General features: G+C 42.5%; 27 protein-coding genes and 2 pseudogenes. 3 read left to right on the top strand and 26 right to left on the bottom strand.

Annotation, left to right across the window (positions count from 1 at the left end):
• Positions 1 to 7: 7 nt before the first annotated feature.
• Positions 8 to 1,042: a Gfo/Idh/MocA family protein gene (locus tag M3636_RS01235; protein WP_128103108.1), complete on the bottom strand. Its 1,035-nt coding sequence runs from the start codon at positions 1,040 to 1,042 to the stop codon at positions 8 to 10.
• 66 nt (positions 1,043 to 1,108) lie between these two features.
• Complete coding sequence (locus tag M3636_RS01230) at positions 1,109 to 2,383, bottom strand: glycoside hydrolase family 140 protein (protein ID WP_251381038.1); 1,275 nt, start codon at positions 2,381 to 2,383, stop codon at positions 1,109 to 1,111.
• A 290-nt stretch (positions 2,384 to 2,673) separates the two neighbouring features.
• Between M3636_RS01230 and M3636_RS01225 the strand changes: the two genes are divergently transcribed.
• Together M3636_RS01225 and M3636_RS01220 are read left to right on the top strand one after the other, a co-directional pair.
• On the top strand, positions 2,674 to 3,717 hold the full coding sequence (locus M3636_RS01225; protein ID WP_251381037.1) for a LacI family DNA-binding transcriptional regulator: 1,044 nt from the start codon (positions 2,674 to 2,676) through the stop codon (positions 3,715 to 3,717).
• Between the two features lie 38 nt (positions 3,718 to 3,755).
• Positions 3,756 to 4,646: a pentapeptide repeat-containing protein gene (locus tag M3636_RS01220; RefSeq protein ID WP_251381036.1), complete on the top strand. Its 891-nt coding sequence runs from the start codon at positions 3,756 to 3,758 to the stop codon at positions 4,644 to 4,646.
• Positions 4,647 to 4,872: 226 nt separating this feature from the next.
• On the opposite strand, the gene M3636_RS01215 is transcribed toward M3636_RS01220, so the two are convergent.
• The 6 genes from M3636_RS01215 to M3636_RS01190 all read right to left on the bottom strand — a co-directional run bounded on the left by M3636_RS01215 (position 4,873) and on the right by M3636_RS01190 (position 8,789).
• The gene (locus M3636_RS01215; protein ID WP_397338675.1) at positions 4,873 to 5,850 is read right to left on the bottom strand and encodes a diaminopimelate dehydrogenase; all 978 of its coding nucleotides are present in this window, start codon (positions 5,848 to 5,850) and stop codon (positions 4,873 to 4,875) included.
• Between the two features lie 180 nt (positions 5,851 to 6,030).
• The gene (locus tag M3636_RS01210; RefSeq protein WP_251381035.1) at positions 6,031 to 6,627 is read right to left on the bottom strand and encodes a hypothetical protein; all 597 of its coding nucleotides are present in this window, start codon (positions 6,625 to 6,627) and stop codon (positions 6,031 to 6,033) included.
• A gap of 188 nt (positions 6,628 to 6,815) precedes the next feature.
• Positions 6,816 to 6,974: a hypothetical protein gene (locus M3636_RS01205; RefSeq protein ID WP_164848766.1), complete on the bottom strand. Its 159-nt coding sequence runs from the start codon at positions 6,972 to 6,974 to the stop codon at positions 6,816 to 6,818.
• Positions 6,975 to 7,020: 46 nt separating this feature from the next.
• Positions 7,021 to 7,323 (bottom strand): hypothetical protein, encoded by a 303-nt coding sequence (locus M3636_RS01200; RefSeq protein WP_145408267.1) that lies wholly within the window; start codon positions 7,321 to 7,323, stop codon positions 7,021 to 7,023.
• 447 nt (positions 7,324 to 7,770) lie between these two features.
• Positions 7,771 to 8,532 carry an exodeoxyribonuclease III gene (locus tag M3636_RS01195; RefSeq protein WP_251381034.1) on the bottom strand — a complete coding sequence of 254 codons (762 nt, stop codon included), beginning with the start codon at positions 8,530 to 8,532 and terminating at the stop codon, positions 7,771 to 7,773.
• A gap of 59 nt (positions 8,533 to 8,591) precedes the next feature.
• Positions 8,592 to 8,789 carry a hypothetical protein gene (locus M3636_RS01190; protein ID WP_145408265.1) on the bottom strand — a complete coding sequence of 66 codons (198 nt, stop codon included), beginning with the start codon at positions 8,787 to 8,789 and terminating at the stop codon, positions 8,592 to 8,594.
• Between the two features lie 234 nt (positions 8,790 to 9,023).
• On the opposite strand from M3636_RS01190, the pseudogene M3636_RS01185 reads away from it, so the two are divergent.
• Positions 9,024 to 9,570: pseudogene (locus M3636_RS01185) on the top strand (IS30 family transposase); the annotation flags it as partial.
• An 82-nt stretch (positions 9,571 to 9,652) separates the two neighbouring features.
• Here the strand turns inward: M3636_RS01185 and M3636_RS01180 are convergent.
• From M3636_RS01180 to M3636_RS01100, 18 genes and pseudogenes are all read right to left on the bottom strand, one after another.
• Entirely contained in the window at positions 9,653 to 10,033 is a 381-nt protein-coding gene (locus tag M3636_RS01180; RefSeq protein ID WP_353056261.1) for a DUF600 domain-containing protein, read from the bottom strand.
• 377 nt (positions 10,034 to 10,410) lie between these two features.
• Positions 10,411 to 10,911, bottom strand: a complete 501-nt coding sequence (locus M3636_RS01175; protein WP_251381033.1) for a hypothetical protein — start codon at positions 10,909 to 10,911, stop codon at positions 10,411 to 10,413.
• 161 nt (positions 10,912 to 11,072) lie between these two features.
• Positions 11,073 to 11,819, bottom strand: coding sequence for a transposase (locus M3636_RS01170; RefSeq protein WP_251381032.1), 747 nt, complete (start codon positions 11,817 to 11,819; stop codon positions 11,073 to 11,075).
• Positions 11,820 to 12,005: 186 nt separating this feature from the next.
• A pseudogene (locus M3636_RS01165) lies at positions 12,006 to 12,661 on the bottom strand (hypothetical protein).
• A gap of 24 nt (positions 12,662 to 12,685) precedes the next feature.
• Positions 12,686 to 13,009, bottom strand: a complete 324-nt coding sequence (locus M3636_RS01160; protein WP_128103117.1) for a DUF6572 domain-containing protein — start codon at positions 13,007 to 13,009, stop codon at positions 12,686 to 12,688.
• A 137-nt stretch (positions 13,010 to 13,146) separates the two neighbouring features.
• The gene (locus M3636_RS01155) at positions 13,147 to 13,620 is read right to left on the bottom strand and encodes an SMI1/KNR4 family protein (protein ID WP_128103118.1); all 474 of its coding nucleotides are present in this window, start codon (positions 13,618 to 13,620) and stop codon (positions 13,147 to 13,149) included.
• Between the two features lie 19 nt (positions 13,621 to 13,639).
• The gene (locus tag M3636_RS01150; RefSeq protein WP_353056280.1) at positions 13,640 to 13,738 is read right to left on the bottom strand and encodes an HNH endonuclease; all 99 of its coding nucleotides are present in this window, start codon (positions 13,736 to 13,738) and stop codon (positions 13,640 to 13,642) included.
• Positions 13,739 to 14,464: 726 nt separating this feature from the next.
• Positions 14,465 to 14,902 carry an SMI1/KNR4 family protein gene (locus tag M3636_RS01145; RefSeq protein WP_128103119.1) on the bottom strand — a complete coding sequence of 146 codons (438 nt, stop codon included), beginning with the start codon at positions 14,900 to 14,902 and terminating at the stop codon, positions 14,465 to 14,467.
• 5 nt (positions 14,903 to 14,907) lie between these two features.
• Positions 14,908 to 16,212: an HNH endonuclease gene (locus M3636_RS01140; protein ID WP_251381031.1), complete on the bottom strand. Its 1,305-nt coding sequence runs from the start codon at positions 16,210 to 16,212 to the stop codon at positions 14,908 to 14,910.
• Positions 16,213 to 16,338: a hypothetical protein gene (locus tag M3636_RS29410; protein WP_285858418.1), complete on the bottom strand. Its 126-nt coding sequence runs from the start codon at positions 16,336 to 16,338 to the stop codon at positions 16,213 to 16,215. It lies immediately after the preceding gene.
• A gap of 647 nt (positions 16,339 to 16,985) precedes the next feature.
• A complete protein-coding gene (locus tag M3636_RS01135) occupies positions 16,986 to 17,459 on the bottom strand; it encodes a hypothetical protein (protein WP_251381030.1) in 474 nt (157 codons plus the stop codon).
• Positions 17,460 to 17,461: 2 nt separating this feature from the next.
• Positions 17,462 to 20,329, bottom strand: coding sequence for a phage late control D family protein (locus M3636_RS01130; protein WP_251381029.1), 2,868 nt, complete (start codon positions 20,327 to 20,329; stop codon positions 17,462 to 17,464).
• A 33-nt stretch (positions 20,330 to 20,362) separates the two neighbouring features.
• A complete protein-coding gene (locus M3636_RS01125; RefSeq protein ID WP_251381028.1) occupies positions 20,363 to 20,740 on the bottom strand; it encodes a DUF4280 domain-containing protein in 378 nt (125 codons plus the stop codon).
• A 39-nt stretch (positions 20,741 to 20,779) separates the two neighbouring features.
• Positions 20,780 to 21,409: a hypothetical protein gene (locus M3636_RS01120; RefSeq protein ID WP_251381027.1), complete on the bottom strand. Its 630-nt coding sequence runs from the start codon at positions 21,407 to 21,409 to the stop codon at positions 20,780 to 20,782.
• On the bottom strand, positions 21,406 to 21,903 hold the full coding sequence (locus M3636_RS01115) for an imm11 family protein (RefSeq protein ID WP_251381026.1): 498 nt from the start codon (positions 21,901 to 21,903) through the stop codon (positions 21,406 to 21,408). Before M3636_RS01115 ends, M3636_RS01120 begins: the two co-directional genes overlap by 4 nt.
• A complete protein-coding gene (locus M3636_RS01110) occupies positions 21,879 to 23,036 on the bottom strand; it encodes a pentapeptide repeat-containing protein (RefSeq protein WP_251381025.1) in 1,158 nt (385 codons plus the stop codon). The genes M3636_RS01115 and M3636_RS01110 overlap by 25 nt, the downstream gene beginning before the upstream one ends.
• A 52-nt stretch (positions 23,037 to 23,088) precedes the next feature.
• Positions 23,089 to 24,666 carry a contractile injection system protein, VgrG/Pvc8 family gene (locus M3636_RS01105; protein WP_251381024.1) on the bottom strand — a complete coding sequence of 526 codons (1,578 nt, stop codon included), beginning with the start codon at positions 24,664 to 24,666 and terminating at the stop codon, positions 23,089 to 23,091.
• A gap of 635 nt (positions 24,667 to 25,301) precedes the next feature.
• A complete protein-coding gene (locus M3636_RS01100) occupies positions 25,302 to 25,901 on the bottom strand; it encodes a GNAT family N-acetyltransferase (protein ID WP_251381023.1) in 600 nt (199 codons plus the stop codon).
• Between the last annotated feature and the right edge of the window lie 62 nt (positions 25,902 to 25,963).

Below are 25,963 nucleotides of genomic sequence, written 5' to 3'. Positions count from 1 at the left end.
TCTCCCCTTAATACAACTGAACCTTATGATTCGCCGCACTGTCATACGTATCAAATACAAGACGTAACGTCTTCAGATTGTCCAAGCCGCTGGTCTGGAACTCTGCACCTGTGTTCAAACAGTCAATAAAATGACCCTGTAGCTTCCGATGACTATCCTCATAATTCAATGCTGTCTGATCTGCTATGACAGTCTCTACACCAGCATTATCAATGATCGTTAATCTGCCCGTATGATACAGTTTAATGGTTGCTTTATCCCCTTCGATGATGAGCTGTTCCTTATGATTCGGCAGCACCTGTTCTCCCAAAGGCTCCTGTAGCTCCCGCCGTGTAGCCCAGCTCATATCCATCAGACCCATGTAGTCTTCATAACCGATGAGGATCATGCCACTGTCTTCCCCCACGGTATAAGGGCTCACTTTACGAGTCTCCGCATACAATCTGGAGGGCTCACCGAATAAGAACCGCCACGTATCCAGCCAGTGCACACCCATCTCATAGAATAATAATTGCGGCATATCTCTGAAAAACGGCTGTGGAAGCTCTTGATCTGGATCAAACCGTGGTGAATAAAAATCAGTATGAATATAACGAATGGTGTTTAGCTTACCCACTGCATGTTCAAGCAACAGATTTTTGATGATCTGGAACGGCTCTAACCAGCGCCAATTCTCAGTAACCATTAATCGTACGCCTGCCTGCTCAGCAATCTGAACCATTTCTTCTGCCTCTGCAAGCGATCTCGCAAACGGCTTCTGACACATAATATGTTTGCCGGCGGCTGCCGCCAGCTTCACAAGCTCCAGATGTGTTTCTGGTGGAGTAATAATATCCAGGACATCAATATCAGCCTGCTCCAGCATTGTTACTACATCTGAATACCGATACGCTTCTGGAATGTTATATTGATCTGATTTGTCACTCAGCAATGCTGTATTCTTGTCGCAAATGGCCGTGATCGTTGTATCCTCAATATGCTGCCATGCTTTAATATGTTTTTCAGACCAGTACCCCGTACCCACAATACCAATGTTCCACATACGTTCACCTCATCTATAAATGTAAGTCTTAGAGATGGAGTACAGTTTCAAGCTGTAATTCCCCATTTATTTTTTGGTGCCAATGATGACCACATCATGCTCAAATTCGTGCATCGGCAACACACTATATCCATTCTCGCGATACGCGTCTGTTCGTGCAAAACGACGATGCATGAGATCAATCGTAGTGAACGAATACGCTTCTGCTTCGAAATCTAATCGTACCTTCGTATTCACTGGCACATACAGGATCACGGTATCTTCATTACCTGCTGCCCGAATCTCCTTAGTCTGGTTCAGTACGATATCTAGCGGCTTCACCCCGACCAGATTGTACATATCAAATACATATTTAATGAATGAATAATCCCATGCTCCTTCAAATCGTAACGCCGCTCTCCAGTCGTATGGACTATCGAAGCCCTCGCCTTCCACAATGCCAAAATTCTGCCCTTTTTTATGCCAGCTCCAGATCCCGTGCGCACCATACGTCACGCCTGCTGCACCTCCTGCAAGCAGGCTCTGCCATGCTGCTCGGCGAGCATCCAGCGCCGAATAACGTCCATAGACATTACGACTGTAGCTAATCTGTTCATAACAGGGTTCACCGTTAATAACAGGACGCTCCGGAGTAAGGTTGTAAAAATGCTCTGCAATCTCATGTGAATAATGTTGGAATTCGGAATTGTGCCCGGACTGATACATATAAAAATCAAGTCCTTCATGATTCATGAACACCTCTGGAATCTCCCGAAGTCTTCCCTGTATGTGCAGAGTAGCTACGCTGGATGGACTCATTCGTTTTACCGTGTCCAGTGCGGTTTGATAATAACGATTAGCCAATTCGGATGGAAAATCCGTATCCCCGCTCACCAGATAGATCGGATTAAACGCCGAGAATCGCTTCACCGCATAAGTTACATACGGTTCTATAACCTCCAGCGGCATTTTATTCCCTTGCTGGAACGGAGTTGCCCATGTATCTGGAACATAGTTACACCACAATAGAACCAGTGCAGGTGTGAAGCCTCGCTCAACCGCCATACGTACCATCTCTGTTGCACGATCAAAATAAGCTTCATTCAACTGACTGTAATCGTACGAACCATCCTCCTGAAGAGCGAACGGCTCCCAATCCAGATCAGATCCACTTGCATCCCATTGGCGTAACACATTCATTTGCAGCACATTAAAGCCCTGCATTTTGCGATAATCGAGATACTCTTCCCATTCTTCTAATGTGGCATTGGTAAATGCACTCCACACCGTATCTGCCAAGTAAAAGAAGGGACTGCCCTGTTCCTCAAAACTTCTTCCGTTCATCGATATCGTTGCGCTCATCTTCTCATCCGTCCTTTCACTTTAGTAGATTCACCAGGAACTAAACTTAACAATTAACCTATATAATTTATTTTGTTTAGTTTATTTTAGTAATTAAAACATAATAATAAGATCTTTAAGCTTAATGAATGCGTTTCACAATTGAATATTAGCATCGCTCGGGTAAACAGTCAATCATAATTTTAGTTTACACCATCGTATTTTAGTTAAGTTTAGTTTAGTTGTGAGCTAAAATTTCAGCTTAATTCATGATATACTTAGAACATGCAGGCCATTTAGGAGGTTGTATATTGAAAATTGATGATATTGCGCGGCTTGCGGGGGTATCGAAGGCTGCGGTCTCACTTGCGTTTAACAATAAACCTGGGGTTAGTGAACAGACCCGAGAACATATATTAGATATTGCTCAGGCACACGGGTATAGACCGAGAACATTGAAGTCCGATAAGGAAATTCAGAAACCTCATGCCATTATCCGTTTTGTCGCCTGTAAAAATGCAGACATCGTTACCGAACATTATGATTCATTACCTTTTTTCAATGAGTTAATTCATCATATTACCGATCAAGTGAAGCAGCATGGGAATACCTTGGTCATCTCTTCCATTGATATACAGAATCTACATCATGAATTACTGGCCTTGGAAAAGGATCAGCCATCCGCTGGCATTCTGCTATTAGGTACCAATCTCACGCCAGATATGATCGAGCCTATACGATCTCATCATGCTAATGTGGTCATTTTGGATACGTGCTTTGAATATATGGATGCAAGCTTTATCTCCATTAATAACAAGCTTGGTGGTTATCAAGCAGGTCAACATTTAATTAAACTTGGACACCGTCGAATAGGTTATGTTCGGTCGCATACACGCATCGTCAATTTCGTGCAAAGGGAAGAAGGCTTTAACGCCGCTCTTCGTGAGCATCAGCTCGCGGTAGAGGATGGATTATTTTTCGATATGCATCCCATGCGCGTTATGCCACAGGAGGGATTCCAACAGTCGATTCAACAGCTGGCGGAGTTACCTACAGCTATATTTTGCGAGAATGATTACATTGCCATCAGTGCGATTAAATCACTACAGAATATAGGCGTGCGTGTGCCTGAAGATGTGTCGGTGATGGGGTTTGATAATATCTTTGAAGCCAAAGTTATCAGCCCCGAATTAACCACCGTGCATGTCAAAAAGGATATGTTAGCCAAGAGCGCAGTGAAGCTATTGATGGAAAAGATCGATCATACGGATGCAAATGCAGTTCAATTGGTGGTGAATACCGAGATTGTGGAACGGAGATCTTGCATACCTGTTGTGGTCAAAAATCAAAAGTAACGTTTTTTTGAACAACCTCTTAAAGGAAGTGTACAATAATGTCTAACCACCCCTTCGTCAGCACAGAGGCACCCCTGCATTTGAGCGCGGACTGCGAGCAATGTTTTGGCTTATGCTGTGTGGCACTGCCGTATGGCAAATCTTCCGATTTTGCTTTTGATAAATCCAGTGGCACGCCTTGTCCGAACCTCCGCAACGATAATCGATGCGGCATCCATACAGAACTTAGACAAAAAGGATTTAAAGGTTGTACGGTATACGATTGTTTTGGAGCAGGACAGAAGCTCTCACAGCTTACATATGCAGGTAAGGACTGGCGAGATCACCCCGAGCTTGCTTCAGAGATGTTCGACTGCCTACCTGTGATGAGACAGCTACAGGAAATGATGAGCTATGTGAATGAGATGCTGGCGTATCCTGAAACAAAATCGATCCATTCACGTCTCCGTGCAAAATATGAAGAAACAGAGCAACTCACACTACTGGAGCCGACAGCCATTTTACGGCTGGATATCCCCACTCACCGAGCCAGTATAAGCGAGCTCTTGCTACAAGGAAGCGAGATGATACGTACCCAAGCGACCTCCAGCATGAAACAACCAGATAAGTCATCAGGTCATGGAAAATCCAAATCGAAGTCCAAAATAAATAAACGTGCCGGTGGAATGGACTATCTAGGCGCCAACCTTAAAGGAGCAGATCTTCGTGGTAACAGCTTCAGGGGAGCGCTTATGATCGCGGCTAATCTTCGCAATGCAGACCTAAGAACAGCTGACTTCATAGGTGCTGACTTACGCGATGCAGATCTTGGTGGGGCGGATCTGAGAGGCAGTCTTTTTCTAACACAGTCACAGCTTAACTCAGCCAAGGGAAATAACGCGACAAAGCTGCCCTCTCATGTGAAAACGCCTGAGCACTGGACTGCATAAGATTAAGTGTATCGCATGCATACATGCTTATCTTGAGAGGTACGAACCCCATAACAGCCATATGAAACTCAGCAGCACTGTCTGATGACCTGATGAGACAAATAAGAGCCCGTCCTTCATTCAAGCGAAGGACGGGCTCTTTTGTATGAACTTCACCCGCCCCTACTCTGTTCAAGCGTGAGTATGGCGATAAAGCTCTTTTTTCCATAAAGTCTAAACTAGTTGATTAGAGCAGATCACGACGAAGCTCTTCAGCGGATTTAGGAGACAGGTGACCCAGTGGAATATCAAACACTGTTTTGGCACCTTTGTGACCTTCAGCGCTCAGGCGATGTGCAGCTCTTGCATATGCAACCAGTACACTTGCCGTGAATTCAGGGTTGCTATCCAATTTCAAGCCAAATTCAATAATTTGCTTGGAAGCTGTACCCGTTACTCCACTACGAATCACGAATCCACCATGCGGCATACCTTCGTGTTCAGCTTTCAATTGCTCTTCCGTAATAAAGGTTACCGTTGTATCATAGTCAGCAAAATAGTTCGGCATGGATACAATCGTTTCACGGATCTCATCCTCGTTCGCTCCTGCTTCAGCCACCACGTAACATTGTCTCAAATGTTTCTCACGCGTAGACAACTCTGGCGTTTCACCTGCACGAATACGGTTAATTACTTCTTCTACAGGTACAGTGTACTGAACTCCGGCTTTGACACCTGGTACACGACGAATCGCATCGGAGTGACCTTGGCTAACGCCAGTTCCCCAGAATGTATATTCTTTACCTTCAGGCAGAATGGATTGTGCCAACAGACGATTCATAGAGAACAATCCTGGATCCCAGCCCGTAGAGATGACACTTACATGTCCACCTTGCTCGGCAGCGGCATTAACCTCTGCATAGAATTCAGGGATTTTCGCATGTGTATCGAAGCTATCTACCGTGTTGAATAGACGTGCAATGACAGGTGTCTGCTCCGGAAGATCTGTAGCCGAACCTCCACACAGCAACATCACATCAATTTTGCCTATGTATTGCTCAGCGGCAGAGATATGTTCGAAACGAGCGGATGTATCTTCGCCTACCATCTGCTCCGGATCACGGCGTGTAAATATAGCAACCAGTTCCATATCATCGTTTTGCTTAATTGCTTTCTCAACGCCTCTACCCAAGTTACCGTAACCCACAATACCCACTTTAACCATGTTCAATCCTCTCCTGTCTTCGTCAGTAGTTGTCTATCTTTCTATAAAGATATAACATACCATGTAACCTGTTGCGTTTCCAGATCTAAATGAAAAAAACCTCACATTTAGGTGGCAACAGAGCCACCGACAATGTAAGGCATGACGTATCATATGTTCTATATTGAGTTGTTCCAGCTATCAAGATTCAGCCCACGTAAGTGTCAGCTCAATCGTACCTTCCTTGCTAGCCAGGGCTCCGCCAATCAATGACCATTGCTGCTTCGTTTCAGGATCAGTCCCTTGAATAACAATGTTTTTGTCATCCAATGTCTGGCCTGCATCCGTTAATTTTTTGGCTTCGAAATAATCCTTATACATCTTGGAGACTGTCTTCATATCCTGCTCCGTGGTGTAGATCACCATAGCTGTCTTCTTACCATCATTGTCACCAGAGTTGGCTAGTTGAATACGAGCATCATCTGGCATAGGGAAGTCTGTTGGCAAAACTTCAGGTAACTCTTGAGTACCTTCTGCTGCTACGTTATCTCCACCAGCCTCGGAATTGGCCTGCTCATCGGTATCCACAATTTCTGCTGTACCATCCGGGGAACTCACTTCCACTGTGGTTGCTTCGTTATTCGCCTCATTATTCACTTCACCCGCTGACTCCGATGATTCAGAATTCACCTGTCCTGTATCCTGTGCTGGCTGTTCTGTCCTGCCGCTACAAGCACTTAGGGCAATAACCATGGCTACAGCAGCACACATCATGAGATGCTTCTGAGGTATTTTCATTATGTTCACTCCTTATGTTGTGTATGTTGGACTAAGCACTATCGTATACATATTTTGCTCAGTCGATGTAATGTGGACTTATCCTTGAGTTGACTTAACCCACATCTACATTCATTATTTGGTTATCTCTCCACCCCCTTACCCTAATTAAGGATCTAAGAAACCTAAGAAATCCTATCCTACAATCATTACGATGAACTCATCGTAAGAAGATGTGATGAATGTATATATGAAGCTGCTTCAACGTACGTTGAGGCATACAGCATCATGACAGATAGTGCTGCGATGGATAGCAAGAAGCTGACCAGAAACCAAGCTAGGAATCCGCCCATCACCTTTACCTTCATCCCTCTTCCTCCTTCTCGGCTATGATTCAATCAAGCCACAATTCGCTTATTCATATAACTCCAGGTTCAGTGAAGATTTCAGATGCTCATAAACTTGTGTAAACTCTTCAACCAAGGTTGAATCTTCGGGATCAGAAGCAAGCCTTATTCCACCTGAATGTAACGTGCTAGATGTATTCACCTGTACATGACCCCTGTTAAACTCATCTATTCTTTCCGTTGGCAGATAAGCCTGCCTCGTTTGTACGTCCTGCACTACCATGTAGCCCGCCCCGACAAATAAAAGAACACCTGTTACAACCATCACACCGCCAACAATTCGAATACCTCTACCCAGCAATCTATCCATTCTCGTCCTCCCCATGCAACTTGATATCCGTTCCGAATCCATGCTAAGCCAAGACTCCTTATGTATGTATTAATCCTAACCCATGTTCTCGTGGCAAGAAACGATCCAGAGCCTAGTCTAATCCCCAACTTTAGTCTAGTATGTAATCCTCTCCGGGATCGTTGAAAATAACTAAAAAACCGCAAGTCTCCTGTCACTCCTAGGAAACTTGCGGCATATTGCATTCGAATTATTGCGATTGAACTAAAATATTTACACTGACCACTCCAATGACAGAACAACATTCCGATCGCTGTTATCCCCAGATTTTTCTGATTCCCTTTTTCTAAGGGAAAATCCGGGGATAGTTTATGCTTCCGATGCAGCTTTCTTGCAGAAAGCTTTCAGGCGAACGCTTCGCTTCTTCACGTTATTTCTGTCCTCTCCGTTCTTGTGTAAATGTCTAGTTCAACCTTTACAATTTAATGTTAGCCCGACAGGACAATGATCGCTACCCATCACATGGCAGTCAATATGTGCATCCTCGACTTTTGAGACCAGTTGATTGGATACCAGAAAATAATCGATACGCCAGCCAACGTTCCGTTCTCTAACCTTTGGCATATACGACCACCAGCTATACACATCCGTGCGATCCGGATACAGGTGACGGAAACTATCCACATATCCTGTCGCGAGCAAGTCCGTCATTTTACCTCGCTCTTCTAATGTGAACCCTGAATTGCCCATATTGGGCTTTGGATTCTTCAGGTCAATCTCTTGATGAGCTACATTCAGGTCACCACATACGATAACCGGTTTGGTCGCTTCCAATTGCTGAAGGTATTTCAGGAAACGATCCTCCCATTCGAGACGGTAAGGTAATCGGGTCAGGTCACGCTTTGCATTAGGTGTATACACATTCACCAGATAAAATTCATCAAACTCCAGTGTAATCATTCGACCTTCCGGCTCACTGTCTTCCTCCATCCCATACCAGACGGAAAATGGCTTGATCCGGGTAAATACGGCTGTGCCGGAATAGCCTTTTTTGATCGCATAATTCCAGTATTGATATACATCCTCACCCAGATCCATCTCGATCTGGCCTGCCTGTAGCTTCGTCTCTTGCACACAGAAAATATCAGCCTGGCTCTCCTGATAATAATCCATAAATCCCTTGGTCACACATGCCCGTAATCCATTTACATTCCAGGACACTAATTTCATATCCTCATCTCCTCACATCTCTCCAATATAGCATGAACGAATTCGCAAGGACAAGGTTATTAAGGGTATTCGATTTCCGTTTTCTTACCATTTTCGTCAAAAATGATCTCGGTTTTCCTGCCATCTGCATATTCCTTAATCATTTTTTCATTTTCTTCATATACAATGGGTACACCATTCATCTTAGCTTCTTGTCTGGCCGATAATGTAGCTTTTGCTAAAATTTCATTTAGTTCAGAAGTTGATATACGTTTCATGTGAAAACATCCTCTCTGTATGTATAATACTTTAAGTTTAATAGAATCGATTTCGCTTATTCCATTTAACACGCAAACTAAACATTATGGCTTAAGCTTCACTTCTCAGTTTAGAGAACACGGCAAGGTCAACGTATCTTCCCTTCTCAAACTCATGCTCCCGCAAAACACCTTCCTACTGAAAACCAAGCTTGCGCAACAGTTTAATCGACGCCTCATTCTCCGGTTCAACTTCACAAAGGAAAGCGTCAGAAACCAACTGAAACTCGCGGTAGATTCAGGATTGGAAAGCCCATTGCTCAGCGTCCTCAAGAGGTTCGCTCACGTGAAACATTTGGACACTGTGAGCTAGACACGATGGTTTCGAGTCGTGGAAAAAGCAAAGGATGCATCGCCACGTTCATTGAACGAAAGACTCATCTGTATACCGCCATACTCATGCCAGATCGAACGGCCTTGTCAATGGAAATCGCCTTTGGTGTAGCTATTTCACAGTACTCGAAGGGGACATTTCTGACCGCTACAGCAGACCGTGGCAAAGAGTTTGCTTGCTATGCAAATGTGGATGCCATCCTGATCCATACTCCTCTTGGCAACGGGGTTCCAATGAGAATGCAAACGGGCTGCTTCGGGAGTTTTTCCCGAAAGGGTTGATCTTGCTGAAGTGGAGGATGATGACCTCGCCCACTCACTCGTTTTAATCAATAACAGACCACGTAAATGTTCGGGTTGGAGAACCGCTCACGAATCCTTTTCAGAGGAACTGTCGCACGTGGCTTGACAATCCGTCATTAATAAAGACTCTCGACAACGAGAACCACACCTTTTGCCTTACCTCCAGCAGCGAAACGGGTGATTTAATACTATAACTTTCTGCCCACTTCTTCGAACCAATCATCTAATATATGACTAGATAATTTTTCAGGATCATTTGTATATTTTATCTCGTAACTGTACTGACCATCTAATTTGTTCTTAGATACATCATAAGTCAATTTCATCTCTGTAGGCATTTCCATATTACTTTTTTTGCACAACTCACTAATTTCACGGAGATTTTTATTTAAAATGTTAAGCAAAGTAACTTGTCTTTCTTTCGAAGTATTATAAACAAGTCTTGACTTACTATCAGTGTCTGATACTGCATCATTAACCTTATGTTTTTTCACAAAAAAATTGTTAATTTGATAAAATACATCTGTACTAAATTGCCCAAATTCATTAGAACCGTATATATATATCATATCTGCCTTATTGCTAACATACTAAAGACAAATTGACACCATATCTGCCTGTAGTTCTGAAAAATAATCTTCAAATACCTTTGTCATAATCCAATCTCCTTTCGATTTATTATATCGAAAACTTTTAGCTCACCATCTATTGTGTAAGTTACATTAAATCTAGACGGTCGGAGCGAATACCCATCATATTCTGGTGGTATCTGACATAATTGACCTATTAAATGTAACGGAATAGCATTATTTAATTTATAAACTTAAGCAGTTGATGTGCGTACAACAGAAATGGAGAAATCTTTATATGTTATTACATGAGTAATGTTTAATTGAAACCAGCCGCTAAAATAATAGGAAGGTATTATCTTATATACTCCCGATCCTTACACCTCCCCCTCTTCATATGGATAATTCAATAGTGCTAGATTTTCTTTTGTCAGATACCATGCTCTATAATCTAAATTGCTATTAATAATCAAACGCCCTTTAATTCTTTTAAATAGAGGGCACGCAGTTTGATCCTCAACAACCAAATCCAGATTGTTTAAATTCAATAGTTTTCCAACGACTTCAAGTAGTTTTAGCCATCCGATTTCAATCGTATGCGTTTTAAATTGAATACTAATAAAAACATTCGTATCTACACCATACGCTTCAAGATTTGCCTTCCGATAACGTTCTGTATAGTCCTCATCATCATCTAAATTAATGCTCATTGAAAAATATGTGCAACCAACACTTACGCTGTGAGTATAGGATCTGTCCCATACTTCTGCCTCATAATCAATTAATTCTACAAATAATACTTCGCATAACATACTATACAGCAATTTGCTCAATTCTTCTTTAGGAAAATCAGAACCAATACTTAACGAATAATCCACTTACTCATACCTCCAATATGCTCTAGTTACTTGACGGCCTTCAATGACTAATAGTTCATTTAAATGTTTAAATCCTTGTGAGTCTGACCTAATATAAACTCTATAAGTTCAGTTCTTTTTTCAAAAGGATAATCATTTAAATTCAACACTATTCTCCTTGCTTAATTTGTGGTTTTATCTCTGAGCATTTTACTAATAGTACTTAGATTAGTTGATTCAGGAGCATAACAATCAAACACTTGTCCTTCAATTATGAAATCTGGACTTTTTCGTGGACCAATACCATCGACTTGGATTTGCTGAACGGATAGGTTATGAAAGATGGCATTCAGTACACGATTTCCTTGTCCACTGGCATGGTCTTTTCCCTTGCCGCCCGAACTAAAGCGGACAGGAACGATTCCGGTAAAACGGGCTAACTTGTCGGCATTGGAGAAGGGACGAATATCTCCGATTTCAGCAATCAGTTCCGCCGCTGTAACGGTGCTAATTCCATCCATCGACTCTAGCCTGTAATCAGTCTGTGCCAATACGACCCAAAGCTGTTCCTCAATATACTTGATGAGTTCCCGACTTCTTCGCATGTCCCCCACCATGTTGACGATGAGGAAGTCTCCGTATTCTTGGAATTTCCGCTTCGTCTCGCCATCCTGCTTCACCAATTCCAGTATTCCTTCTGCCTTACGGGTGGAAAAGGTGTTATGATTTGCTTCACGTAAATACTCCGCCAGTTCATCTACCCCCACCGTCAACGCCTGATGCGGTGCAGGATACTTCTCCCAAAAAGCAAGGGCGGATTTACCGTCAATGTCACAAAAGGACTTCTTGTAAGACGGATAGTGATAACTTAACTGTTGATGCATTTGATTCTTCAAGCCACTGCGAATTGGTTGAAACGTTATTACCATTATATGGAGTATGCACCTTGCTTTCCTGCATCTACTTTTGGTGCTCCATTTATACCTGCGTCAACCGTACCTTGACTCGGTAACTTATCAGAATATCCCGTCCCCTAGGTTGTAAAGCTATTTGGCATAACAAAAAGCGATAACTGGATTACCAATTATCGCAAACGATATTAATAATTTAATTTGTTATAACGTCACAGCTATATTATTTTCTAGTATAGTTCTAAAATTAGAATAATTCCTCATCATATTATTACCGTACGCACTCACGGCCTCATTACCATTTATCATACTCTCATAATTTTCTTTAAATTCTTTTTTATGGGCTCATCTAAACTTGCATAGTACCTTTTAGTGGCTTCTTCTGCTAATTTACGAGAACCATGAGTTAATATAAAATTAATATCAACCACATAACCATTTGAAGGATAAAATCCTCTCATAGCAACTTGTTTCACAAAGTTTTCTAGGTCATTCATACAGCTTTCTACAATTGGCATGAACGAGCTATCTAACCAACTAGTAAATTCTTCAATTGTCCGATCCCAATCTTCTTCATTTGCTATGTTCCAATATAAATGACCTTTTGGTACATTACTTTGACGGGTATTATTATGAAATATTTTATCTTTTGATTTTAATGGGATAATTGCACATTCACCATAAAATGCTACATTTTTATCTGATATATTATTCCAACTTGTATAAAAAAATATCTTACACATGAAATTCCCGTCTTTTTTTGTCATCCAATGACCTGACTTAGAATATTTCCAACCACTATTTATATACTTTTCAGATATTAAACTACATACATTATCAAATACTTCGTTTGATTTCATACTTTCACCCCAAATACAAGTAATCTAGGATTCATATATTTTAAACTCGATTCTCAAATCTTGAATATTATTTCTAAATACATCCAACATTCTATTGCAATTCTCAGTTGGTTTATATTTAAATCTTAAATCAAAAATAAACCCATCTACTGACTTAGCATCTGGATAGATGCTATAGGCTTGCCCACTTTCAATAAATGATATATATGCATTAATTTTGTCTTGCAAAAATGTTAAGTGTTGGAGTTCATTTTCCCAATCTAAATGGTCTGCAATCATTAACGCTAACTTATTTTCATTTTTACCCTTTCCAATTCCATCTATTTTATTTTTATCCAATACTGACATTTGCATCTCTCTTCGGTTAACGTTAGCATGGTGATCGGATGAGAGGATCGATGAAATCAATCTTTTGAAATCAGCCCCCAGACTCTTTCGGCACAGGATGGGCAATTTATAGTACCTTAACATCAACTAAAAAAGCTCTACTCTTTTAGCATTTCAAAAAATTCAGTTATATTACAGGCAACCATTTGTATCACAGGAGAAAATTCCTCAGACTCTTCATGAAACCAAATAACTACTGTAGGCTCTTTTGTTTCTCTGAAATCTAAACAAATAAAATCTCCTGAAAAAAGCGCTGCGATCGGGACTACATTCATTCCGACTAAATCTTCATTGTCAGTTAATCTATCCCCTATTTGTGTAATAGTAACCTCAATATCATACCAACCATTTATGGGATCAGACTCACTGTCATCTAGTACACACAAAAATTTCTCAATAAGATATTTATGCTGATTAAAACTAAAAACATTAGTGATTGGTACAGCTCCATTATTCTCCTTAATAAAGATTCTATAAGCTTCGGGAAATGAAACTCTCAAGCTTCGTTCGACTACATCTAATAATTCATCGCTCGGTAATGGTAGAACAACTGTATTAATATCCATTCTCATCTTTTTCTCTCCCTATATTTTATCTTTTAGCGTGCGCCCAACCACCAGGAGCTCTTCCACCTTTATGATTTATGGAATTATGTATACCAAAAGGTACTAGTTCCATTCTACCGTTAATTTCAGAATGAAAATTATTTTTTTGATGGATCTTGTATAACTAAACCTCATACACAATCCTCAAATTGTTCTTTCACGATAACCATCGCGGCAAGCAATCCTGTCATTACGTACAAGTTGCAGCTAAGTCTTGACATGATTAATGGTCGGGCTAACTACCCCGAATGATGCTTTGTCTTTTCATCTTCCCAATCGAGGCGAAGTATACTACAGTTACGAAGAATTTTATAAATCGGTGAGAAAGCGAACATTACAAAAAACAGGTCGATCATGGTGGTATCTGACCATTATCAACCTGCTAGATGTATTGGAATAGCGTTATTCAAGTTATAAAATTAAAGCATTTGATGTACGTACAACAGAAATGAAGAAATCTCTTTCGACGATCATATCGATTACTACTGTAATATTAACCGTTGTTTAGCTAACCTGTCCCCCGCCGTTGTGCGGGGTTTCTTTTTTATACAGGTCTTAACTGCCACGTCACCATTGGACAGCGCTAATCTTCTTTTAACTCATCCATTTTTTGTGTATTTCCCCAATTATAGTCGAGGCAAGTACTTGTCTATATTACTAAGATCTAATGACTATGAGCGAATATCTAGTTAGTTTATGCTACTAGCACAGGAGCTGAAACTTCAATCATAACTGAATTTCTCGAATTGAGCCGCCAATCATACTGATTTAAGAATTGAGCAACTTTGCTTCTCCTGTTTGAACAGAAACTCTATTCGGTGTCGTACAAACTACCAATAAACTCATTAATATTCTTCGCCAAAAAAAACATGTTTTCCATAGCCTCATCATACTCTTCATCATGTATCCAGAAATAAATCTGCTCATAGAACTCTTCAGTAACACCTAAACAAACCTGGTTACCACCTGAATCACTAGCAATAGGAATAAAGCCAATTTCCAATATATCATCAAAAAAATCAAATTTTTTTTCTAGATTACTTCTCATGCTGCCAATTCCATAAAATATATTTAATGCACTTTCACCCTCATCCGAGGAGATTTTAAAGACATTCGGTTGAACACGCCCCCCATTATATTCTAATAAAAAATCTCTATATAACGTAGGTAATTTGATATTTGTAGTATTCTCAAAATTTTCTATTTGCTCTAAAGATACCTTATCATGTACTCGTACAACTTCAGCCATAGAAACTACTCCTCACTATTTTTTGTTTTGTTTTTACCATTGACCTTAGATTGCCCACCAATATGTTTGAATTCGTCATGAATATCTTCTTCCACTAAAACCATAGTCTTACCATCTTCATGATGATGCCATGTATATCCATCAGGGGGTTCATTTTTACTCGGCACTGGTGGATCAGAATCTTTACTTAAGCCCGCTTCTTTATTTGCGTTCTCGAAATCTTTATGATTATTTTTTGGAGATGAAACTTTTATGGTTACTGGTGCCACAGTAGGATGATAGTATGGTGAAAAATCAGGGTAGCCGCCTGGATAACTTACTGAAATTCCATTTTTGTTAGTATATGTCCAAGTTCCATTCTCATCAATTGAAATAGTTCCTCCCTTATCATACCATTTTTTTGGAACTCGTGAGTTCATAGGTTTTGTTTTCATTATTTCTTTAGTGAAATCTGATAGGTCTAACTTCCCTGTCTTTTTACCCGTCCCCTCAGTTCCACCCTTGAGGTCTTCCTTATGGTTACCTGATGAACCCTGCTTGTCCATCTTCATAATGACTGGTACGTTCCCACCGTCGGGTAATTGTACGTACCTAATGCGCCACGGAATACTGGCCGCAGCACCTTCCGTCATTTTCCCCACCGCTTTAGCGATGAGTTCGCCCAACTCATTCAGAGATGGAGGAAGTAATGCCGCATTGGTCTTGAATTTCCCATCTTTTAATACTGCACTGGTGCTGTCTGGGCCATCTCCATCCCCATGAAGGAAACCTTTTGGCCCCGAACCATCTCCATGATCCGACTTACGTCCCAATTTATTGATTTTCATGGCGCTTTTCTTGACTAGCGAACTGCCTCCTAGCGCCATTCCCGCAATGTCGAGCTGAGCTAAACTCGCTTCCGCATCCGAGACACCCGCCTGTTTACTCTCTTCTTCGGTGAACGTCAGCATGGTGATCGGATCTTTTTTGGCCTGGTTCATGAGAGGAGTGATGAATTCACTCGCGACCCCTAAGGCATCATTCCCGAGCTCACCCCAAGACTTTTGAAGTGTCACCACATCGCTTGCATAGTCCCATGTCTTGACTAGACCTTGCCACGTTGCATTCCTCTCCTCTAACGGGCCGACATATCCACCATCTTTGAAGCTACTATACGTGGCTCGGACTTGATCGGGGCCTTCGAGTCCGGTATATAAGATGTCCGCGACATCTCCTACCATGCGGAGCAAGCTCTTGCCTTCATCAATGTTGCGATTCAGTTCGCTTTGGTGTCTAAGCTCCCAATTGCGCGCTAAGCGTTCTTGCTTCAATTACGCTTCTCCCATGCTTGCCAAAGCTTGGTCGAATGCCGACTCAATCATCTCAAATGAACGATGAATCTCTGCTTCAAGCAGCACCTTCTCACTCTTGCCGTTTACCTCTTCGACTAATTCCACATGATCGGTTGCTGTTTGAATGAAGAGACCCTCAGCCCCGGTGAGCGAGACATTCCCAATATTTTTTTGATAATCTATATATGTATCTTGTATATCTGAACCTCATATACAAATTTCCTGTACAAATAATATTGAAGATCTTTGGGTAAAAGAAAAGAGATCCCAGTAAGTTCTGCTCTCTTCCAAATTTTTGATGAATTTCGGGCTTAATTAGAGGGCAGGTGGCTAGCCTCTAAACGTTACCCTACCTGTTCTATGCCAAATGGTCGTCACCAAATTGTTCGTTCACGAAAACCATCTCAGCAAGCAGTCCATTCGTTTCGGACAAGTTGCAGATAAGTCCTGATATTATTAATGGTCGGGCTAACTACCCCAAAAGATGATTTGTCTTTTCATCCTCCCTATCGAGGCGAAGTGTACTACAGTTGCGAAGAATTTTTGTGAAAATCAGTGAGAAAGCGAACACAACAAAAAACAGGTCAATTATGGTGATATTTGACCATAATCGACCTGTCCAATGTAACGGAATAGCTTTATGTAAATAATAAAATTAAAGCATTTGATGTGCGTACCAACGACAAGGGTTAGGTCTACTTGAAATCAGTCGCCCGACTTATTCGCACAGGGCGGGGATTCGATCTTCAAAGCTATAGCTCACTGATTTCGTTATTATAAATTGATAGCAACTCCCGTTTGAAATCCTCATACATTAAAAATGACTCTTTTAATATCATTTTGAGATCTTCATAATTACGAAAAATAGGATACTTAATGTTCTGATCAGTATTACCCATCAAACTTTTTAACAGAATCCAAGGGATACCTGTTTGTAGTTCTCCATTTTTCCATACAACCCAAATTATTTCAGCATGTCCAACTTTTACAGAAATATTCACTTGAAATTTATAGGTAGAAAACTCCTCAACAAATTTGAAAAAGTTCTCTTTCTTGTCGAAACTAACACTGTATCCCAAATCTTTGAATATAGCAATAACAAGATTATTATCATAAGTCTTAAATCTCTCATTCGAACCAAACGTATATTTCATATACAGCTCTCTATATCTATTGATAAAATCAATTTTATTTAGTGATGTTCTCACTTCTGACTTTAACTCCACATTTATTCCTCCCTAAATCGAATTTCAACATTATATTTGCTTTTTGCTAACTCAATATACTCCTGCATTTTATCAAAGTTTTTATTTGAATCTGGTATTTCAAGTATCTGTTTTCCCGTAAGAGGTTGTCCATCAATTTCAGGATACTTGTTAGATCTAATAACTGTACCTGAAGGATATTTATTTTTCAATTCTTTCAAATAACTTTCAAATGTAGATTGGTCAATAGACTCTAGATTAGTTGCTTTTCTTGACACAATTTCTTTTGTAATCGGGTCATAGGAATCTACCCGTTTCCCAGTACTAAGATGTACTTCATTAAATGGATACCAAAGTTCTTCTTCAGCCTTATTGTTGAATGCATTTCCTCTTGCCATTGGCGAATCATTTAACCAATATTCCCTTTCTTGTTTCCAATCTAATCTATCCCTCGCAGTTTTACCCTCTTTAGCTTTACGAGCAAGATACTTTTGATAATCCGATTCTAACTTAGAGTCTATAAAATTACCATTAGGGGAAAGTAAATCTTTACCCGTCCCCTCAGTTCCACCCTTGAGGTCTTCCTTACGGTTACCTGATGAACCCTGTTTGTCCATCTTCATAATAACTGGTACGTTCCCACCGTCGGGTAATTGTACGTACCTAATGCGCCACGGAATACTGGCCGCAGCACCTTCCGTCATTTTACCCACCGCTTTAGCGATGAGTTCGCCCAACTCATTCAGAGATGGAGGAAGTAATGCCGCATTGGTCTTGAATTTCCCATCTTTTAATACTGCACTGGTGCTGTCTGGGCCATCTCCATCTCCATGAAGGAAACCTTTTGGCCCCGAACCATCTCCATGGTCCGACTTACGTCCCAATTTATTGATTTTCATGGCGCTTTTCTTGACTAGCGAACTGCCTCCTAGCGCCATTCCCGCAATGTCGAGCTGAGCTAAATTAGCTTCCGCATCCGAGACACCCGCCTGTTTACTCTCTTCTTCGGTGAACGTCAGCATGGTGATCGGATCCTTTTTGGCCTGGTTCATGAGAGGATTAATGAATTCACTCGCGACCCCTAAGGCGTCATTCCCGAGCTCACCCCAAGACTTTTGAAGTGTCACCACATCGCTTGCATAGTCCCAAGTCTTGACTAGACCTTGCCACGTTGCATTCCTCTCCTCTAACGGACCGACATATCCACCATCTTTGAAGCTACTATACGTGGCTCGGACTTGATCGGGGCCTTCGAGTCCTGTATATAAGATGTCCGCGACATCTCCTACCATGCGGAGCAAGCTCTTGCCTTCATCAATGTTGCGATTCAGTTCACTTTGGTGCCTAAGCTCCCAATTGCGTGCTAAGCGTTCTTGCTTCAATACTGCTTCTCCCATGCTTGCTAAAGCTTGGTCGAATGCCGACTCAATCATCTCAAATGAACGATGAATCTCTGCTTCAAGCAGCACCTTCTCACTTTTACCGTTTACCTCTTCGACTAATTCCACATGATCGGTTGCTGTTTGAATGAAGAGACCCTCAGCCCCGGTGAGCGAGACATTCCCACCGCTAATGTTAACGTCTCCCATCGATTGAATCTGGATATGCGTCGTACTGTTTAGGGTCACCCCGTTACCCGCCGCCATGGAAATGTATAATGAGCCCTCTTGAGCAGTCATGACCAACTCGCTGTCTCCGAGCGTAAATGACTTTCCTTGTGGATTTCCAAACGACTTGACGCCGGGATCTTGCATCACCTTGCTGCTTTTTGCGGCATGCGTTGCTTCCTTGGGCTCCTCCCGAACCGATTGCATGACCATCGCTTCATCTTCTTCAGCACTAGGAAAGTACAGTTTCACCTTTGCACCATGCTCAGGCATCATGTACCATACTTGACTGCCTTCTGCGGCATATGGAAACCATCTTGCTTCGCCCGCTTGCTGATCTTCATCCATATCAAGGTGAACTTTGACCTGGTTTCGCTTTACATCAATGATTTTACCATCTATGGAAGCGCCAATGATATCCGTCTGCAACTTTTTCGTCAAAGGATGGAAGGTTGGCAACGCGCAGGTATACGTCCACTGTAACAATCCACGATCCATGACTGCTTCGCGGCGGTTGATAAGGTACGTCGCTCCATCACAAGATACTTCGTCGCCTGGCTGTAGTTCCTGACCCAAGTTAAAGGTAAACGTCGTATATTGCTCTTCGTTCACTTGATGCTGCTCATGAGCTACGGTATGTAAATAGTTCTCCAGATTACGCGCCTTCTCATACGGCAGTTCCTTCAGTTCGAAGCTCCTTATACCTTCCGGATAACCAATCCAAAAACGAGGCTTGTGCGCGGTCACGTCAGGAATAAGATCCGCTCCCATGTGGGAAGCAATCCGCTTCAAAAATGCCCAATCTGTCTCCTGATACTGCATAAGAAAGACTCCGGTCTTGTTTTCCTCCAAGGCATAGTCGATATAGTCTCCTTCAGGATACGCGTCCATAACGCGATGGACAATATCCAGATATCTCAGGTTTTCATTTTGAAAGGATCTCGTTCGCTGAAACGTGTCCAATTCGTAGGTATGAGAGATGACCACCGCTCTTACATAAGTCATTCCTCTGAACGCTTCAATGGAAATGTCATGTAACTGCCCTTTGAACAACGGAATTTCCCGTCCCGTATTATCTTTTCGAATGAATCCGACACGATCGTGGCTCCCCGCCTGTTGAAGAATGGTCTCTTCCCAATCTTCATCGATCCAGCCACTAAAGGATAAACGGGCATGTGTACCGGCCTGCTGAACCCACTGCAGCCGATCCAATCGTACAGGCCCATACGGCCAATGGATTAGGATGTCCTCGTATGTCAGTGTCGATTGTTCTTCGTTCTGCACGACGTTCCCCTTTCTTCTCCTTTTTACTTTTAATTACAGTTGTCCGTCCTCATTTATTGTTATCGTTCCACCCTTGCGACAGATCAGTTCCGACCTGTTAAGAAGAGCTGACTCCCCCTCCACTAACACGTCCTCTTTGCCTTGGGTCCATTTGTTGAAAAACGTATCTGGCACACATAACGCTCCATCCACTTTGCAAAACCCGCAACGTCCCACGTTGGCCAGTGGTATAACGTCGGCAACGTTCATTACAGGCTGTTCTTTAATATAAATTCCGTGAGAAAGCGGTAGATTTAGCACGCCGGGTTCCGAGCCCTCACTGCAGGATATCTCTGCACCACGAACCACATACGTAAACTCACCGCTGAACCCTCCGGACAGGAGGGCTTTGACAAGTATGGGAAGCAACATGTTTTCTCCTCCTCTGCAAAATATGTGTTGGCCATCCGTCTATGCGGTGACCTGAGCACACATGAATATAGCCCTTGTTATCGGTCGCCATATTTGAAGCTGTTCCATAGGAAAGCGAACATTGCCCGTAACCAGTCTGCCGTCCACCGAAGTTACGAAGAATATGTCGTAAGCGATGCCTCGCACCGATGGTTGGATCGATTCACTGTAAAACATAACAAGAGGATCTCCATGCACCGTTTCTTCATGAAGCCACTGTGCATCTTTTTTACGGATTCGCATCTGCTCAGTCATGGCATGACCAATGACTTCAACCTGGCTGGCTTCAAGCGGATGGTTCAATCTCGTTAGACCGAAGGTAATCCCATGTATTTCGTCTGTCCACATAGCTTCTTCATGTCCCTGACGGTTATGATCCTGCTGTAACTTTCCCCGGGGCACTTGAACCAAAACATCTGGTAACGGAAGCAAAAATCCATCCCCCCAAAATTGTTGTGGAGTAAACCTGATTAATGTTCCATGAAGGGTGAGATTGCCATGCCTAACACCGTCGAAGATCTCTTCTTCCGTCAATGCATTGAGCTCCAATATCTCGTCTTCCTGGGCACGCTTCGCGAGACGGATACTACGATCTAATTTCAGTAGCACTTCGTCACCATAGGGTTTCATTCCATCTCCACCTTCCGAAACACAAAGCCTGTGAACCCCCGTCGGAGAATGCTTTCGGCCAAATCAAGACGAACCAGTACACGCGTTTCTCTTACATCACCCAACATCCATATCCGCTGATCCTGCACCGCTTGCGCATCCAATACGAGTTGTTTCAATGAACCATCCGGATGAAAAACACTTTTCTTGGAGAATGTGGATGCGTTGGAGAGTTTAAAAACCCAGTAGCTGAATGGTTCGCCGTTCTCTTCATTGATAAAGGTTACCGATTTAAACGGAATCGTTTCGTCGACGTTCTCCATAAGCCGCTTCATGCGATCGCTCATATAGTAGGCAGGCCTTGTTATCCAATCGGTCATTTCGTCATGAGGTTTTCGCTCGATCCTCCGAACTGAAGAGAATGGCAATTCATCATAAGGCGTATCTATAACTGGTGGCCTGAATACATTCAATATTCGTTGGTCTTCGATCAGTTCGTAATATTGCTGGACCATAGTCCCTCCTTGTCTTCTCGCGTGGGTAGTGCCACCCAAAGTACCGATGCCAGTTGCTTGTCGCTCCATTGGTCTTCATACTTATCGCGATCATGAATCCATACCTGTGCACCTGTAAGATTTGCCTCTTTGAAATCGGCTTGAGCCAAGTTCGCGCCTCTCAAATCCGCGTTTTCTAGATTGGCTCTCTCGAAGGAAATACCTTGAAGTCCCAGCGAAGTTGTTGCAAATCCATCCCCGTTTCCTCCATCCGAGGTTTCCGAAAGGTTGGCTCCCTTCAGGTTACATCCCCGAAAACTGGCATCGGTGAGCACGCTTCCGCGAAGATCCGTTTCGCTTAGGTTGCTTCGGTGCCACTTTGTGCCGATGAGAACGGAATTTATGAAGCTACATTTCCTAAAGTCAGCGTCACTGAAGTCCGAATACCGAACATCGACATGATCAAATGAACCCTCAGGCAAAGAAAGCGAAGTATAGTCCCCATAAGCATTTTCCAAACCGTCTGCTGTTGATATTTTTTTTCGAAGGTGTTGTATATTTCGGTGATCGCCTTCCCTGATGTGCACCGGTTCACTATAGTCCTTATATTCCCCAACCCTGATCTGGAAGCGATCTGATCGATCTAATGCTTGCATCTCTGGCAAGTTCAAGATATGGGGTACAGCCATTCGGGCGATGGTCATAACGAAGGCATTGAATTGTCCTGCCGCTTGCAAGATCATCCGTTCTGCATCCGATGCGTTCAGCTTTCCTCCATAGCGTTTCATTTCTACAATTAGCGAATCCTGCAGTTCGTTCAATGGCGCAAAGGCCCATGTTGCGTCGTATTCGTGGAAACATCCGATGCTATCCCAATACCAGTCCTCGGAGTAAGCCTCCAAGAGGTAGGCATAGCTACCATTAACTAGCGACATTCTTAGCATGGAACAATGAATGAATGCGACAGAACTCTTGCCTTGCTGTTCCTGATCCATTTTGGCTTGAATACATAGCTGTCTGATCGACTCCACGAAAGCTTGGATTAATTCCTCTCTGTGTTCCACAACATAAGTTCTAAGGGTTGAAAGAGCATAGTGAATGGCAGGTTCCAGTACGACCTGATTGAAGTGGGTTAAGGCCTCTTCTTTATTCATTGTTGTTCCTTTCCAACGTGGTAGCCACTGTTCTTGTTGTCATGGCCAGAAACTAGTTCAGTTTGATTTCAGATCCATGCATTTTCAGCTCTTCTTCTAACGTAATCGTGTTGCCCTTACCGGTCAGTTCGATTTTACTGCCAGCAATGCGAATCGTTTGTCCAGACATGACAACGTCCTGTCCGGCTGTGATACTCACATTCTGATCGCTAACAATCTCAATGCCGCTTTCATCACTGACGGTAATGTACATGCCTCCTGCAGAAATGACGATTTTATCCGGAGCAAGCATGATTTCTTTGCCATACTTCGTCCGGAAAGTCTTGATGTCCGGGTTGCCCATCCGATCTTCGGGGACAGGAGCGGGGGGAATTACCCGTACGCTCTCTGAAGAACTTCCCGCGCCGGCGGAACTAACGCTGCTACGTTTAGGACTGGAAGCACCCGAACTTCCACCCGAGTATCCTCCGTTTGGAGATGCTCCTGTCGTCGTTCCAGACGAGCCTGATGGTTTAACGGCCTGTTCAGGATCCTGCCGCTTGACAGAGCTGATGGCGATGCCTTCTTCTTCTTTTTTACTCGGAAAATAGATTCGGATATGATCGTTCACCTCAGGCATGCAGTACCAGCCGGTATTATTCTCAGAGGCGTAAATAGTAGAATACGGAAAATAGTAAGCCGTACTCTCATCCTGCTGCTCATCCATATCCAGCTTCGCTCGGACTTTATCCCCTTTGACCTGAAGCACTTTAGCCTGAATCGATGCGCCAATGATGGACGTATTATAGCGCTTCTTTTGCCGCAGTCCTTCAAAGGGAAATAATGAATAGGTATGCTCCAACAGGCTATCTTTAAAACGCGAGGTGACCTCGCCGACATTCCATCTTCGCCCTTTGAATTGAACTTCCGATCCCAAAGCAAACCATTGCCTGCTATCCGCCTCGTATACGATATAATCAAGGTCTTTTGCACCAGGCATCTTATTTTCCATTGCTGAACGGTAATCGGCAATTCGTTTGGTAGCGATATAATGTGTAGCCAAGAATTCTCCCTTATACTGACCTTCGGGCACGCCAAAGTAGAACTTGGGCTTCCCTGACGTCGAATCGGCAATCAGCCCCGTATAGAAATGGGAAGCCATCCGTTGAATGAATTGCCAGTCTGTCTCTTCATACTGCATTACAAAATCGCCAATTTTCTTTCCTTCCGTCACGTAATCAATCACATCCGAACCGTCATAGGGGGATATGATTTTCCTGACCAGATTGGCATAGGTGAGGTTCGGATTTTGGAATGAACGTTTGTGTAGCTTCAGATCCAGCAGATGGGTATGGGATATCGCATCTACTAAAAGCGTATGTACACCGTTAACGACCTTCACTTTGACATGAAGCACAATACCGGAAAAAAACGTAGTTTCATTCCCTTCATCGTCCACCACCTTCACTGTGATATCTGTCTGAGATGTCGTGGCTTGTACATAACTGTCTTTTCGCACCTCCGGTATGACCGCTTCCAATTTTAATCTGGCATGTCCATTTAACGATCGGTGAACTTCAAGTGTTTGCAAACGAGTGATTTCGTACGGTGTTATCTTCACCTGACCGTACGTAATAGCGGAAATACTCACAACACGCCTCCTTGTATCCAACATTATTTTCATAATAATCCTAAATAACATGTATTTATATTAATCGGGATTTTATGGACAATATTGAATACGAAGAAAGTATCAAATTATGAGGTGTATTTGTGCAATATGAACGGTTTCATTTCCTATGAATTTGACCACATAGTGCCTCTTCGTTAATGAGGATATATCAACTCTGAGATAGAATCGAAGTACAGAGGGAGGATGGAACGTAATCGTTCCAATTTGTATAAAGTCTCTAAAATATAAAGTCACAGGGTAATTAAATATACGGAACAAGACGCAAGCGGAAACCTGGATGGGATGGTATTGTAGCGGTCAATGGAGAATCGTTAACCAGTACAACGACGGCAATAGTCGAGGCTACATAACTTACTGTAACTCAATTCGTATTCAAACAAGCTAAATAGCCAGTCACCGGTTCATTGGCGACAACTGGCTGCTTAAAACTTGAAAGGTGTTTTGATCCCTATCTCACAAATAGGATCAGTCCCTAATCTTTAAAACTAAGTGTGTTTTAATCGATCAAGCCGTTAACCGTGATTACGTCCCGGGTTTGATCCGTTTAATAGCTTGACCCATTGACAAACACGAATTTGAGACACATCAACAGCTCACTCCATTTCTTCTGGGCTACGTGCGGATTCTTTTGCATGACCTTTTTCACTTCTCAGTTTAGAGAACACGGCGAGGTCAACGTATCTACCCTTCTCAAACTCATGCTCCCGCAACACGCCTTCCTGCTGGAAACCAAGCTTGCGCAACAGGTGAATCGACGCCTCATTCTTCGGTTCTACTCTTGCTTCGATCTTATTGAGCTGCATGCTGGTGAATCCAAATTGCATAACTGCTCCAGCTACCTCAGTCATGACACCTCGTCCCCAATAATCAGGGTGTAGATCGTATCCAATCTCAGCACGGTTATGTACTTCTTCCAAGTTGAGAAACCCACAGGTTCCAATGACTTTCCCAGATTCACAATCCTCAATCATCCAACGCAAACCTGATTTTTCTCTGAAAATCTTCGCATACCAACTCATCTCATCCTTGGCATCATCCACCGACTCAAAAAGGGTAAACGGCATAAACTCAATGACAGCTTCATTCGAATATAATTCCAAAATATCATGGCTGTCCTTGACCTCTGCCGACCGGAGGTTGAATCGTGCTGTCCTTAGTTGGGGAAATTCATCAAAATCAAATCGATTACTCATACGTCATCTCCTTTGTTTTAGAATATTTTACAACGCTTCACTATAGATAAGGAAGCCTATCT

The organism is Paenibacillus sp. MER 99-2, assembly GCF_023714095.1.
In the GTDB taxonomy this organism is placed as follows: domain Bacteria; phylum Bacillota; class Bacilli; order Paenibacillales; family Paenibacillaceae; genus Paenibacillus.
The sequence above is the reverse complement of the archived record's forward strand: the minus strand, read 5'-3'. Positions and strand labels throughout refer to the sequence as shown.